The 13,135-nt window shown below is 62.6% G+C and carries 15 protein-coding genes; 10 read left to right on the plus strand and 5 right to left on the minus strand.

Going from position 1 to position 13,135, the window contains the following annotated elements:
- Positions 1-4: 4 nt before the first annotated feature.
- The 4 genes from ASC97_RS21960 to hemC form a co-directional block, all read right to left on the minus strand.
- Positions 5-1,594, minus strand: a complete 1,590-nt coding sequence (locus ASC97_RS21960) for a heme biosynthesis protein HemY (protein ID WP_057470441.1) — start codon at positions 1,592-1,594, stop codon at positions 5-7.
- Positions 1,595-1,597: 3 nt separating this feature from the next.
- Complete coding sequence (locus ASC97_RS21965; protein ID WP_057470442.1) at positions 1,598-2,830, minus strand: COG4223 family protein; 1,233 nt, start codon at positions 2,828-2,830, stop codon at positions 1,598-1,600.
- An 88-nt stretch (positions 2,831-2,918) separates the two neighbouring features.
- Positions 2,919-3,626 (minus strand): uroporphyrinogen-III synthase, encoded by a 708-nt coding sequence (locus ASC97_RS21970; protein ID WP_057470443.1) that lies wholly within the window; start codon positions 3,624-3,626, stop codon positions 2,919-2,921.
- A gap of 7 nt (positions 3,627-3,633) precedes the next feature.
- The gene (gene hemC, locus ASC97_RS21975) at positions 3,634-4,563 is read right to left on the minus strand and encodes a hydroxymethylbilane synthase (RefSeq protein WP_057470444.1); all 930 of its coding nucleotides are present in this window, start codon (positions 4,561-4,563) and stop codon (positions 3,634-3,636) included.
- Between the two features lie 73 nt (positions 4,564-4,636).
- On the opposite strand from hemC, the gene tsaD reads away from it, so the two are divergent.
- Genes tsaD through ASC97_RS22000 form a run of 5 tightly spaced genes read left to right on the plus strand, consistent with a single transcriptional unit; the run spans position 4,637 to position 8,104 of the window.
- The gene (gene tsaD, locus ASC97_RS21980; protein WP_057470445.1) at positions 4,637-5,734 is read left to right on the plus strand and encodes a tRNA (adenosine(37)-N6)-threonylcarbamoyltransferase complex transferase subunit TsaD; all 1,098 of its coding nucleotides are present in this window, start codon (positions 4,637-4,639) and stop codon (positions 5,732-5,734) included.
- Positions 5,731-6,714: an NAD(P)H-dependent glycerol-3-phosphate dehydrogenase gene (locus ASC97_RS21985; protein WP_057470446.1), complete on the plus strand. Its 984-nt coding sequence runs from the start codon at positions 5,731-5,733 to the stop codon at positions 6,712-6,714. The genes tsaD and ASC97_RS21985 overlap by 4 nt, the downstream gene beginning before the upstream one ends.
- 10 nt (positions 6,715-6,724) lie before the next feature.
- Positions 6,725-7,018 (plus strand): YciI-like protein, encoded by a 294-nt coding sequence (locus tag ASC97_RS21990; RefSeq protein WP_057470447.1) that lies wholly within the window; start codon positions 6,725-6,727, stop codon positions 7,016-7,018.
- 2 nt (positions 7,019-7,020) lie between these two features.
- A complete protein-coding gene (locus ASC97_RS21995) occupies positions 7,021-7,452 on the plus strand; it encodes an EVE domain-containing protein (protein ID WP_057470448.1) in 432 nt (143 codons plus the stop codon).
- Positions 7,453-7,459: 7 nt separating this feature from the next.
- Positions 7,460-8,104 (plus strand): class I SAM-dependent methyltransferase, encoded by a 645-nt coding sequence (locus ASC97_RS22000; protein WP_057470449.1) that lies wholly within the window; start codon positions 7,460-7,462, stop codon positions 8,102-8,104.
- Positions 8,105-8,111: 7 nt separating this feature from the next.
- Here the strand turns inward: ASC97_RS22000 and ASC97_RS22005 are convergent, their stop codons facing one another.
- Entirely contained in the window at positions 8,112-8,621 is a 510-nt protein-coding gene (locus ASC97_RS22005) for a hypothetical protein (RefSeq protein ID WP_057470450.1), read from the minus strand.
- A gap of 316 nt (positions 8,622-8,937) precedes the next feature.
- On the opposite strand from ASC97_RS22005, the gene sdhC reads away from it, so the two are divergent.
- The 5 genes from sdhC (at position 8,938) to ASC97_RS22030 (ending at position 13,104) form a co-directional block, all read left to right on the plus strand.
- Positions 8,938-9,333, plus strand: coding sequence for a succinate dehydrogenase, cytochrome b556 subunit (gene sdhC / locus ASC97_RS22010; RefSeq protein WP_057470451.1), 396 nt, complete (start codon positions 8,938-8,940; stop codon positions 9,331-9,333).
- A gap of 11 nt (positions 9,334-9,344) precedes the next feature.
- Entirely contained in the window at positions 9,345-9,725 is a 381-nt protein-coding gene (sdhD, locus tag ASC97_RS22015) for a succinate dehydrogenase, hydrophobic membrane anchor protein (RefSeq protein WP_057470452.1), read from the plus strand.
- 7 nt (positions 9,726-9,732) lie between these two features.
- A complete protein-coding gene (gene sdhA, locus ASC97_RS22020) occupies positions 9,733-11,574 on the plus strand; it encodes a succinate dehydrogenase flavoprotein subunit (protein WP_057470453.1) in 1,842 nt (613 codons plus the stop codon).
- 12 nt (positions 11,575-11,586) lie between these two features.
- Positions 11,587-12,366: a succinate dehydrogenase iron-sulfur subunit gene (locus ASC97_RS22025; RefSeq protein ID WP_057470454.1), complete on the plus strand. Its 780-nt coding sequence runs from the start codon at positions 11,587-11,589 to the stop codon at positions 12,364-12,366.
- Positions 12,367-12,591: 225 nt separating this feature from the next.
- Positions 12,592-13,104 carry a protease inhibitor Inh/omp19 family protein gene (locus ASC97_RS22030; RefSeq protein ID WP_057470503.1) on the plus strand — a complete coding sequence of 171 codons (513 nt, stop codon included), beginning with the start codon at positions 12,592-12,594 and terminating at the stop codon, positions 13,102-13,104.
- The last annotated feature ends 31 nt before the right edge of the window (positions 13,105-13,135 follow it).

The raw sequence follows: 13,135 nt of genomic DNA on the forward strand, positions 1-13,135 counted from the left end.
TTGATTAGAAGAGGCGAAGCCGTGTCTTGGGTTCAGGCTCAGCCGTCGGGTTGCGGACGCCTGGATCATCCGGTCGTCCGCCAAAAAACGGGCGTGTTTCCGGGGTGGCGTCTTGAGTCTGTCTGGTCGGTGTCGCGGGCGCCACGGCGGTCGGGCGCGCCGCCTCGGCGATAGTTGCCGCTCGCTCAAGCTCGATGATGCGGTGGTCGTTCGCGGGGCTTTCGGGGCGCGTGTCGCGCACCGGAGGCAACGTCTTCAGCGCACGGTCGATCGATATGGCCGAACCGTCCTCGACAGGACCCTCGACCTGTCCAAAGGGAGCTTTCCAGACAAAGGCGTCAAGCTGCCCTGTGATGGGCGATAGCGGCAGCCACTTGTCGGATACAAAGCCGTCGGCCACCCAGGCCGGATCGCGCGGCGCCTTCAGTGCCTGTGCGAGCCAGTGACGGACACGGCCCTGATCGCCGGTCTCGGCCTCTTCGATGTCGGCCAACAATAAAAACGCCGCTTCACGTGGCTCTATTCGCGCCGCGGCTTCGGCCTTGGAGCGGGCCTTGGCAAAATCCTGCGTGTCGAGAGCGGCCTTGGCGACGAGGAGAAGGGATTCGATGTTGTTGGGTCTCAGGTTTTCCAGGCGTTCGCTACGCTTCAGGCGGTCGGCCGCCGAATCCCCGCTGCGGGCGCGAACATATGTCTGGCCGATCTCCGGATGCGGGTCGGCTTTCCATGACTGCTCGAGAATGGATGCGGCCTTGCGCAGTTTGTCTTCCCGAAACAACGCCTTGGCCGCCACGATTGCTGCGGGCTCGAAATCTGCCGAGAGCTTGAGTGCATGAATCGCGTCGTCACGGGCGCCGGCCGGATCGTTTTCCAGCTTCTCCGTCGCCCGCGCGGTCAAAAGCACGGCGCGCAAGCGGTCGGCCTCCGCCTTTTCGATGACGCGTGCTGCCTTTTGCTGTTCCAGCAGGCGGATCGCATCATCCCAGCGACCGGCCTGGCTGCGGTACTCGAGCGTCGCCTGGGCGGCCCAAGGGAGATAGGGGGCGTTGTCGGCGGCCTTTTCGGCATACTGCCGGGCCGCTTCGTTGGCACCGAGACGCTTGGCTTCGAGGTAAAGCCCGCGCAGCCCAAGCTCGCGCGTTTCCGGATCGTTGGCCATTGCCTCGAACTTGGCACGCGCCTCGTCGTGACGGCCTTCGATCAAGGCGGCCTGCGCTTCAAGAAGGGCGATCAGCGGTTCCTGGTCGGCGCGAATCAGGCCGCGCGAACGGGCCGCCATCTTGCGGGCCATCAGGGCGTTGCCGGCGCCTGCCGCGATCAGGCCGGTCGACAGCGCCTGGTAGCCGCGGTCTCGCTTCCGGGCGCGGAAGTAGCGCGTGACGGAATGTGGCGACGTCCAGATGACGCGCGCCAGCCACCAAAGCACCATGACGGCCGCGATCAGCGCGATCAGCGCGCTGGCGGCAACGATCAGCCTGGTTTGATAAAGCTGGCCTTCCCAGATCAGCGAGAGATCGCCGGGGCGGTCAGCCAGCCAGGAGAAGCCATAGCCGAGAACAAGGATCAGCAGGGCGAATATGATGAGCCTGATCACGCCTCAGCCCTCCTTGCCAGTGCCGGAGATCGCTTTCGACAGGGCACTGCCGACAAGATCCTCGACGCGAATGCGCGCTTCGAGTGCCTGCTTGAACGCAGCCGATGCCTGCTTGGCAGACGCGGGCAAGTCGTTCCATTGCGCAGCCGCACCCGGAAGATCGCCGTTCTTCACCTTATCTTCCATACGTGCGGCAATGGCTTCGACGCTGTCTCCTTCGATGTTGCCTACCGGCCGAACCTTCACGAGCGATTTTGCGCTCGTCATCAGGCGATCCGACCAGCTCTGGTTCGGATCGGTCCGATTGACGGAATCGACGATCGCGCTGGCAACATCAGGCACCTGGCGGATGAGTTCGGCGCGCGATGGAATGCCGGTCTCGGCAAAATTACGAAGGTCGGCGACGACTGGATCGTCGGGAGAAACGCCGGCGTAGGTGTCGAGTTCGGAAACAAATGGACCGCCGCGATCGATCGCGGCCTTGAGTGCCGCAGCGGCAATCGCCTGTGCGACAGCAACATCCTGGCGCGGTTCGTTCAGTTTCTTCTCAGCTTCGGCAAGGCGCGTCTCGATGTCGACGCCGGTTGATGCCCTTTGCTCGGTGGCTTGCGACACGGCGCCGCGCAGCTGGTCGATCTGGCCGGTCAAATCGGCAATCTTCCGGTTGAGCGCATCAATGGCGGCGGTGTCCGTCGCCGCGGCTGGAGGGGGCGTCTTGACCGCCGATTCCAGTGCTGCCAGGCGCACCTCCAGTGCTTCGTCGGGTCCGGCCGGAGGGGTGGCTGCGAGGTTTGAGACCGAGCGCTTCAGTCCCTCGATTTCGCCGGAGAGATTGGCCACGTCGGCCGATGGCGACTGGGTGCGCGAGGCACCCGGCAGATAGCCCGCATACTGGATGGCACCGGCGCCGACAAGCGCGATCAGCCCGCCCACGATACCGGCTGCAATCAACCCGGATGTGTTGCCGGACGCCGTGCTGTCGTGGGGGCGAGGCTGGTCCGCCGGCGGCTCGTCGGCGGTAGAGCTGCTATGCTGAGGGAGCGGGTCCTGATCCGCGGTCTGCTGGTCTGAAGTCTCTCGGGCGTCAGCCTCGGCTGCGAGCGGTGCCTCCGGTGCAACGGGGGGCTGAGCGTCGTTTTCGGTGTCGTTGACTGAGGCAATTTGCTGCGCATCCAGGTCGATCGTGACCGGTTCTTCGGTGCTCTTCGAATGGCGTGGCGGATTTCCTGGTGCCATGAGACCCTCTTATTCATGCATTGGTTTGAAACTAGTCAGTGATGCCGCTTAAGGAAAGAGCCTAGATAAAATTTGGGCACAAAAGCCCTCAAAGGAGCGACAGTAGGCTGCGTTCTTCCGGCATCTCTGCGATGGCGATATTTTCGCGCAAGGATGCGGGAATGACCGCGGCGACGGCTGCGCTCAGGCAGAGCAGGCGAATGCCGGCGATTTTTTCCGGATGTGCCTGCATTCCGGCGAGGTCAAAGAAGCTCTCCGCCGTTCGCTGCGAGTAGAAGAGTATGGAGGCGGGTCTTTGCTCGGCAAGAATTGTTTTTAGCCGGGCCGGATCAACCGGCAACTGCACCATACGATAGCACTCGGCGATCATGATGTTCAGGCTGAGTTCGCCGCCGCGAGCTTCGAAGGTCTCGGCCCGGGGGAAACCGGCCAGATAGAGGACCGGATCGTGACCGAGGTGTGCGATCGCGTCGGCAAGATCGGTGCCGCTTCCCGACGACGCCACGACGGACCGGAATCCCGCCGACTTGGCTTCCTCGGCCGTCGCTTCGCCGACAGCAAAGAGCGGGCGCTGCAAATGCCGTGCGAGTTCGTCCTTGAATGGAGCGATTGCGCGAATTGCCTCGGCGCTGGTGACGGCGATCGCGCCGTCTGTCCGTGCCAGCCCGAGGAGGGCCGTATCCGCGTCATGAACCGCTTGTGACAGAGGCAGCAACAGCGGTTCGTGTCCCATCTCGCGAAGGCGTTCGGCGGTGCGCTCGCCCGAATGCAGGGGACGGGTGACGAGCACGCGCATGGCGCCGTCAGCTCCAGTCTTCGAAGAAGGCACTGCCGGCACGTGCGCGGATCTCGTGTCCGGCGCGCGTTCCAAGGGCGATCGCGTCGCGGCGATTGCCGTCGATCGTCACTGCATGCTGGTTGCGGCCGTCCGGCGTGATGATGAGGCCGGAAAAGCGGATCTGGTCGCCTTCACAGACTGCGTAGCCGCCGATCGGGGTGCGACAGGAGCCGTCGAGAGCCGCCAGAAACGCACGCTCGCACGAGGCAGCGTCGGAGGTCCTGGTGTCGTTGATCGGCGCAAGCAGCGGGTCGATGCGGGCGTCGCCGACGCGGCTTTCGATGCAGATCGCACCCTGCGCCGGCGCGGGCGGGAACGTATCGGCGTCGAGGATGTCTGTGATGACATCGACCTTGCCGAGGCGCTTCAGGCCAGCGAGCGCCAACAGTGTCGCGTCGACCTGGCCCTCCTTCAGTTTCCTCAGCCGGGTATCGACCAATCCGCGAAATGTGATCACCTTGATATCGGGGCGCATGCGGCGGATCAGCGCCTGGCGCCGCAGCGACGAGGAGCCCACGGTTGCCCCGTGCGGCAGGTCGATCAACTTCGGCGCCGTGCGGCCTATGACGGCATCGCGGATGTCTTCGCGCGGGAGGTAGGCCGAGAGGTGCAGGCCCTCGGGCAGTCTTGTCGGCATGTCCTTGGCGGAGTGCACGGCGATGTCCAGGTCGCCCGCCGCGAGCTTTTGCTCCAACTCCTCGGTGAACAGGCCCTTGCCGCCGATCTCGGCCAGCGATCGATCGGTGATCTGGTCGCCCTTGGTCGTCAGCACGACGACCTCGAACATCTCCTCCGGCAAACCATGGGCCGCCATCAGCCTGTCGCGGGCTTCGTGAGCCTGAGCAAGAGCTAGCGGGCTGCCTCTGGTGCCGATCCGGAAAGGTTTTGTTTGCATCCGCATTGATCCGTTGTTACCGGAGTTCCTCGTAAACAGGTTTAAGACCCATCGCAATCAACGATCAGGCTTCATGGTTCCCTTTCTACGCATCCTCGGCATCGAGACAAGCTGTGACGAAACCGCCGCGGCCGTTGTCGAGCGGGATGCAGACGGGGCACCAACCGTACGCTCAGACGTGGTATTGAGCCAGCTGGAAGAACACAGCGCCTTTGGCGGCGTCGTGCCCGAAATCGCAGCGCGCGCCCACGTCGAAGCGCTCGATACGCTGATCGACGAGGCATTGAAACGCGCCAATGTGTCGCTCTCCGATATCGATGCGATCGCCGCCACCTCCGGGCCCGGCCTGATCGGCGGGTTGCTGGTCGGCCTGATGACGGGGAAGGCGATTGCCAAAGCCTCCGGCAAGCCGCTCTATGCGATCAACCACCTTGAGGGTCACGCGCTGACGGCGCGGCTGACGGACCGTCTCTCGTTCCCCTATCTGATGTTGCTGGTTTCCGGCGGCCACACGCAGCTTATCCTGGTCCGGGGTGTCGGCAACTACGAGCGCTGGGGCACGACGATCGACGATGCACTTGGCGAGGCGTTCGACAAGACTGCCAAGCTGCTCAGTCTGCCGTATCCAGGCGGTCCGGCGGTGGAGCGCGCGGCGAAGGACGGCAACCCGGATCGCTTCCTCTTTCCGCGACCGCTGGTCGGCGAGGCAAAGCTCAATTTTTCCTTTTCCGGCCTGAAGACGGCCGTGCGGCAGGCGGCGACCGATATTGCGCCGCTGACCGACCAGGATGTGGCCGATATTTGCGCCTCGTTCCAGAAGGCTGTTTCGCGGACGCTGAAGGATCGGATCGGCCGCGGGCTGGAGCGCTTCAAGGCTCAATTTCCTGATGTCGAAGGCGGAGCGGCGCTGGTCGTCGCGGGTGGCGTTGCTGCCAATCTTGAGGTGCGGGGAACCTTGCAGACGCTTTGCGACAAGAACGGTTTCCGTTTCGTTGCGCCACCCCTGAGGCTTTGCACCGACAATGCGGTGATGATCGCCTGGGCTGGACTGGAGCGCATGGCGTCAGGCGTCGAACCCGACGATCTCGACGTACAGCCCCGTTCGCGGTGGCCGCTCGATTCCAGCGCGGAGACTCTGCTTGGCTTCGGCAAACGAGGAGCGAAGGCATGAGTGAGAAGATTGCGGTTGTCGGCGCGGGCGCCTTCGGCACGGCACTGGCAGCTGTCATTGCGCTGGCTGGCCGGCATGCTGTGACCTTGGTCGGGCGCGATCCCGTGCTGATGGCGGACCTGAAGGCCGAGCACCTGCACGATGCGGTTCTACCTGGCATCGAGCTGCCCGAGGCATTGGAATTTTCCGCTGAGGCGGATGCCATCAGCGATGCGGGCATCGTGCTCTTCGCCATGCCGTCGCAGGCGCAGGCGGATGCGGCGCGACACTATTCGCCTTATCTCGCGAAGGATGCGGTCGTCGTCACCTGCGCCAAGGGTATCGAGAAAACGTCGGGCAACCTTTTGACCGACATGCTGGCGGACGCTCTGCCGGGGCATGCGATTGCGGTGCTTTCCGGCCCCGGCTTCGCGGCAGACATCGCCAAGGGGTTGCCAACCGCCATGGTGGTTGCCGCCGAAAACGCCGAGATCGCCGAGCGACTGGCACAAGCGATTTCCGGCAGGACGTTCCGTCTTTATCCTTCGTCGGATCGAATCGGCGTGCAGCTTGGCGGTGCGTTGAAGAACGTGCTCGCCATTGCTTGCGGCATCGTCGAAGGTGCCGGCATCGGCGACTCGGCACGTGCCGCCCTGATTGCGCGGGGGCTCGCAGAAATGTCGCGCTTTGTTGCCGCCAAGGGCGGACAGGCGGATACCGTGAGCGGCCTCTCCGGGCTTGGCGATCTGGTGCTGACCGCCACCAGCCATCAATCGCGCAACCTGCGCTTCGGGATTGCGCTTGGCCGCGGCGAGACGCGTGATCCTTCGCATGGTGAACTTGTCGAAGGTGCATTTGCCGCAGCCGTCGTCTCGCGGCTGGCGAAATCGCTTGATATAGACATGCCCGTTACCGATGCCGTTTCCGCTATCATCGAGGGTAAGCTCGGCATCGCCGCAGCGATCGACCAGCTGATGACGCGCCCGATCACGACCGAATAGGAGAACTGACATGCTTTTCGCCTTCGTTTGCAAAGACAAGCCGGGTTACCTGAACGTTCGCATGGAGGCGCGGCCCGCCCATGTCGAGCATCTCAACAAGCTCAATGCGGAAGGCGCTCTGAAGATGGCTGGTCCGTTTCTCGATCCGGAGGGCAAGCCCTGCGGCAGCCTGGTAATCGTCGAGGCAGACACGATCGAAGCGGCGACGGCGCTTGCAGATGCCGATCCCTACACCAAGGCCGGCCTCTTCGAGAGCGTCGAGATCAAGCCGTTCAACTGGGTCTTCAACAATCCGGGAGCATGAGCGTGGCGCACTGGCTTTACAAATCCGAACCCGCTGCCTGGTCCTGGGAGCAGCAGAAGGCAGCCGGCGAAAAAGGCACGGAGTGGACCGGCGTTCGCAACTATCTGGCGCGCAACAACATGCGAGCGATGCAGATCGGCGACAAGGGCTTCTTCTACCACTCAAACGACGGGCTCGAAATCGTCGGCATCGTCGAGGTCTGCGCGCTGTCGCATCCCGACTCGACGGCCAAGGACGATGCCCGCTGGGACTGTGTGGACATCCGCGCCGTCCGCGACATGCCGAAGCCCGTCACGCTGAAGGATGTGAAGGCGAGCGAGGCACTGTCGAAGATGGCGCTGGTGACGTCGATGCGGCTTTCGGTTCAGCCGGTGACCGACGAGGAATGGCTCGAAGTCTGCCGGATGGGCGGGCTCGACAACCCGCCGCGCTGACCAGCCTTTGAAGACCGATCCGGAAACCTTCATTCGCAGCAATACGAGCCCGATGACGCCGCCGCATGTTCCGGAAATCCGGCTGCATCTGGCGAGCGAAGCACACGAGCTGTGGCTGAAGACCGAGGACGAGTTGGCCGAAATCGGCCTGCCGCCGCCATTCTGGGCCTTTGCGTGGGCCGGCGGGCAGGGGCTGGCGCGCTACATTCTCGACCACCCCGATATCGTCAGCGGCAAGCGCGTCGTGGATTTCGCCAGCGGTTCCGGTCTGGTGGCGATTGCAGCGAGGATGGCGGGGGCCAGCGAGGTGCTGGCCGCCGATATCGATCCGTGGACCGAAACCGCGGTACTGCTCAATGCCGGCCTCAATGGCGTGGATCTCGGCTTCACCGGCGCAAACCTCATCGGCAGTGCGGTGGATCAGGATGTGCTGCTGGCAGGCGACGTATTTTACGACCGCGACTTCGCGGCAGTTCTGGTGCCCTGGCTCGAACGGGTTGCGGCCGATGGCGTGACTGTTCTCGTCGGCGACCCCGGGCGTGCCTACCTCCCGAAGGATTGCCTTGATGCCTGCGCGGTGTATGAGGTTCCCGTGACGCGCGCGCTTGAGGACAGCGAGGTCAAGAAGACCACCGTCTGGCGCTTCCGATAGCGGATGTTCAGGGCCTGATGACGCAGACGCCGGCCTCGTAGGAGCAGCTGTTTTTCTTGGCCGCGACGTCGATGACCTTGGCCATCGGTGCAAGCTTCACCGTCGGTTCAGATCCGTAGGAGCTGTAGCCGCTGCCGCCGACATAGGTGCCGCCGTTCGCCCCGTAAGCGAAGGATGACCCTGAATATGTGCCTCCGTACAAATCCCCCTGCGCGGGCTGGACAACGATCACGACATTGTTGCGGGCATAGTTGGTGGATGGCGAGTAGAAGCGCTTGAGCAAGCGATTGCGGTCGTGGCCGCGGCCGAAGCGGTCGTAGCTTCCCGCGAAATACCCGCCTGTGAAGTGAGCTGTCCGGTTGCCCCACCCGCCACTGTGTCCGAAGACGGAGGGGCCGTTGTGGCCGAAGCCGTGGTGGCGCTGGAACGAGCGGCCGCCGAAATCGCCGGCGGCAGCAGGCAAGGCGATGAGAGCCGCAACGGCGAGCGAAACAAGTTTCGAAGAGGTCTTCAACATCGCGTCGATCTCCCGGAATTCCGATGCTTAACAAAACGTTAACGCAAAAATGCGCCAAAAGCCGCGGGATGTCCACCAAACGTTGCAAAATCATGCACGAATGCCGTCGAGTAAGGAGAACTTGATTGCTGTGGCGGTCTCGTCAAGGCGCAAATCGATTAAATTCCGACGGCACAGCAATTATACTTGTCGTTAGGGGTTTCCGTGATTAAACGTCGCCATTGATGCAACGCACACATAGCTTTTTGTCAATCGTGTGGTTGCCTTTGGATGCTTCCTGGATCCAGGAGCGCAGAAAAGACGCCGCGAGGTTCTGATGGCGAACGTGACAAACAATCGGCCCCTGTCGCCGCATTTGCAAATTTACAAACCAATCCCCACCATGGTCATGTCTATCGTCCACCGTATCACCGGTGGCGCGCTCTATGTCGGAACGCTGCTGATCGCCTGGTGGCTGATCGCGGCCGCGACGGGCCAGGCCTATTACGATTGGGTCAACTGGATCCTCGGCAGCATTGTCGGCAAGCTCGTGCTGCTTGGTTACACCTGGGCGCTGCTGCACCACATGCTGGGCGGTCTGCGCCACTTCATGTGGGATCTCGGCTACGGTTTCGACAAGGAATTCTCGACCAAACTGGCCATGGCCAACATCATCGGATCGCTCTGTCTGACCGTGCTGGTCTGGGTGATCGGCTTTATCATTCGCTTCTGAAGGTTGATCTCATGGATATGCGTACCCCTTTGGGTAAGGTTCGCGGCCTTGGCTCGGCCAAGGAAGGAACCGATCATTTCTGGCGCCAGCGCGTAACGGCAGTCGCCAACGTGCCGCTCTTCATTTTCTTCGTCATCTTCATGATCGTTCATGCCGGCCAGCCCTATGCGGACGTGGTTCACTCTCTGTCGAACCCGTTCGTCGCCGTCGTCATGGGCCTCATGATCGTTTCCGGCATCATTCACATGAAGCTCGGCATGCAGGTCATCATCGAGGATTATGTCCACGGCGAGCTTGCCAAGCTTGGCCTGCTGATGCTGAACACCTTCTTTTCGATCCTGATGGCGGGGTTCTGTCTCTTCGCCATTCTGAAAATTGCATTCGTAGGATAACCGTATCATGGCACCGACTTCACCCGCTCAGAATGGGAAGGCCTACAAATACGTCGATCACTCGTATGATGTGATCGTCGTCGGCGCAGGTGGCGCCGGGCTTCGCGCCACGCTCGGCATGGCCGAACAGGGTTTCCGCACGGCCTGCATCACCAAGGTATTCCCGACCCGCTCGCACACGGTCGCCGCACAGGGCGGCATCGCCGCCTCGCTGCAGAACATGACGCCGGACAGCTGGCAGTGGCACCTCTACGATACCGTCAAGGGTTCCGACTGGCTCGGCGACGTCGACGCCATGCAGTATCTGACCATGGAAGCGCCGAAGGCGGTCTATGAGCTTGAGCACTACGGCGTGCCGTTCTCGCGCAACGAGGAAGGCAAGATCTACCAGCGGCCATTCGGCGGTCATATGCAGAACTTCGGCGAGGGCCCGCCGGTACAGCGCACCTGCGCCGTCGCCGACCGTACCGGCCATGCCATCCTGCACACGCTCTACGGCCAGTCACTGCGAAACAACGCAGAATTCTTCATCGAATACTTCGCGCTAGACCTGATCATGTCGGACGACGGCAGCCGCTGCACCGGCGTCGTCGCCTGGTGCCTCGACGACGGTACGATCCATCGCTTCGCAGCGAAGATGGTGGTGCTGGCGACCGGAGGCTATGGCCGCGCCTATTTCTCGGCAACGTCCGCCCATACCTGCACCGGCGACGGTGGCGGCATGGTGGCACGTGCCGGCCTGCCGCTGCAGGATATGGAATTCGTACAGTTCCATCCGACCGGCATCTACGGTTCGGGCTGTCTCATCACCGAAGGCGCGCGCGGCGAAGGCGGTTACCTCGTGAATTCCGAGGGCGAACGCTTCATGGAACGCTATGCTCCTTCGGCCAAGGATCTTGCCTCGCGCGATGTCGTTTCGCGCTGCATGACGCTGGAGATCCGTGAAGGCCGCGGCGTCGGCAAGGCCAAGGACCACATCTTCCTGCATCTCGACCACCTCGATCCGGCCGTTCTGCACGAGCGCCTGCCTGGTATTTCCGAGAGCGCCAAGATCTTTGCGGGCGTCGATGTGACGCGCGAGCCGATCCCGGTTCTGCCAACCGTCCACTACAACATGGGTGGTATTCCGACCAACTACTGGGGTGAAGTGCTGAACGCCGACAGCAGCAATCCGGAGCGGATCATTCCGGGCCTGATGGCTGTGGGCGAAGCCGGTTGCGCCTCGGTGCACGGCGCCAACCGCCTCGGCTCCAACTCGCTGATCGACCTCGTGGTCTTCGGTCGGGCCGCTGCCATCCGCGCCGGCGAGGTCATCGACCGGGCATCGCCGGTTCCGCACCTGAACGTTGCGGCCTGCGACAAGATCATGGATCGCTTCGACAGCCTGCGCCACGCCAGCGGCGGTACGCCAACGGCGGTGCTGCGCGAGAAGATGCAGCGCGCCATGCAGGAAGACGCGGCCGTGTTCCGTACGCAGGAATCGCTCGAATCCGGCTGCCAGCGTATTTCTGCCATCTGGCAGGAAATGCGCGACATCAAGGTCACCGACCGTTCGATGATCTGGAATTCCGACCTCGTGGAAACGCTGGAGCTGCAGAACCTGATGGCCAATGCCATCACGACGATCTATGGCGCCGAAGCCCGCAAGGAGAGCCGCGGCTCGCATGCCCGCGAGGACTATACGGAAGGCGCATTCGCCGGCCGCGACGACGTCAACTGGCGCAAGCACACGCTTGCCTGGGTCAACGACGCCGGCGACGTCAAGCTCGACTACCGCCCGGTTCACACCGAGCTCATTGCAGAGGGCATCGATCCCCAGAAGATCGCGCCCAAGGCTCGCGTGTACTAAGAGGAACTGGACATGGTTGAACTCGCTCTCCCCAAGAACTCTCAGATGCGCGAAGGCAAAGTGTGGCCGAAGCCGGCGGGTGCGACGAACACCCGCGAGTTTCGCGTCTACCGATGGAGCCCGGATGACGGCCAGAACCCGTCGATCGACACGTTTTACATCGATGTCGATAGCTGCGGTCCGATGGTGCTCGACGGCCTGCTCTACATCAAGAACAACATCGACCCGACGCTGACGCTGCGCCGTTCCTGTCGCGAGGGCATCTGCGGCTCGTGCGCGATGAATATCGACGGCACGAACACGCTCGCCTGCACGAAGGGTCTCGACGACATCAAGGGCACGGTGAAGATCTATCCGTTGCCGCATCTGCCTGTCGTCAAGGACCTGGTGCCGGACCTCACGAACTTCTATGCCCAGCACCGTTCGATCGAGCCGTGGCTGAAGACCGTATCGCCGGCGCCCGCCAAGGAGTGGAAGCAGAGCCACGAGGATCGCCAGAAGCTCGACGGTCTCTACGAGTGCATTCTGTGCGCCTGCTGCTCGACTTCCTGTCCGAGCTACTGGTGGAACGGCGACCGCTATCTCGGCCCGGCTGTTCTGCTCCAGGCCTATCGCTGGCTGATCGATTCCAGAGACGAAGCAACCGGCGAGCGCCTCGACAATCTCGAGGATCCGTTCCGCCTCTACCGCTGCCATACGATCATGAACTGCGCGCAGACCTGCCCCAAGGGACTGAATCCGGCAAAGGCGATTGCCGAGATCAAGAAGATGATGGTCGAGCGTCGGGTTTGACGGATATGGAAAAGACGGGGTCGCATTTGCGGCCCCAGTTTTATTCGGCCTTGAAGCCTTCATTTGTGCCGAATTGTGCCAAATTCGCTTCGCGGGTGCAGGCTTCCTTCCAGGATGACACAAATTCTCCTTGTTCCGGCTTGATTCAACACAGCCTTTCAAGATAATTCCGCCGTGATGGCACCGCAACTTCAGGGCAATACTGGAAAGATCAGGAGTATCATGATGCAGTTCAGACATGTGGCGACAGGTCTCGTAGTTATTCTGTCGTTAGCTGGCTGCCAGCGCACCGCGTATAATGATGCCAGTTACAGTGCCGCCCCGGCGCCGCTGACGGCTCAGCCGGTTCCCTCTGTTCAGGGCGGCCAGCTTCCGCCGCCGTCCGGCTCCTCGCAATTTCCCGCCGCTCCAACGACGACCGCACCGGTGGCCGGTGGCCAAGCTGGCGCGATGGCTTCGAACGCCATGGACGTTACCAAGGAATCGATGGTCGGCAGCTGGCGCGTCAACGGTTCCTGCGACATGTTCCTGACCCTTACGAATCTCGGCAGCGGATCGCGCGGCGGTACGCGCGGCTGTGTCGGCGAGCTGACGGCGATGGGCTCCTGGGAGGTCTCCGGCAAGCAGGTTCTGCTGAAAGACCGCAGCGGCAATCAGATCGGCAGCGTCTACAAGACCGCCGACAAAGCGTTCAGCGGCCAGACGAACACCGGGCAGCCGATTACCCTCAGCCGATAAGCGATACGGCGGCATGTCCGCCGATCATGCA

The sequence above is a fragment of the Rhizobium sp. Root1203 genome, assembly GCF_001424945.1.
GTDB lineage: Bacteria > Pseudomonadota > Alphaproteobacteria > Rhizobiales > Rhizobiaceae > Rhizobium.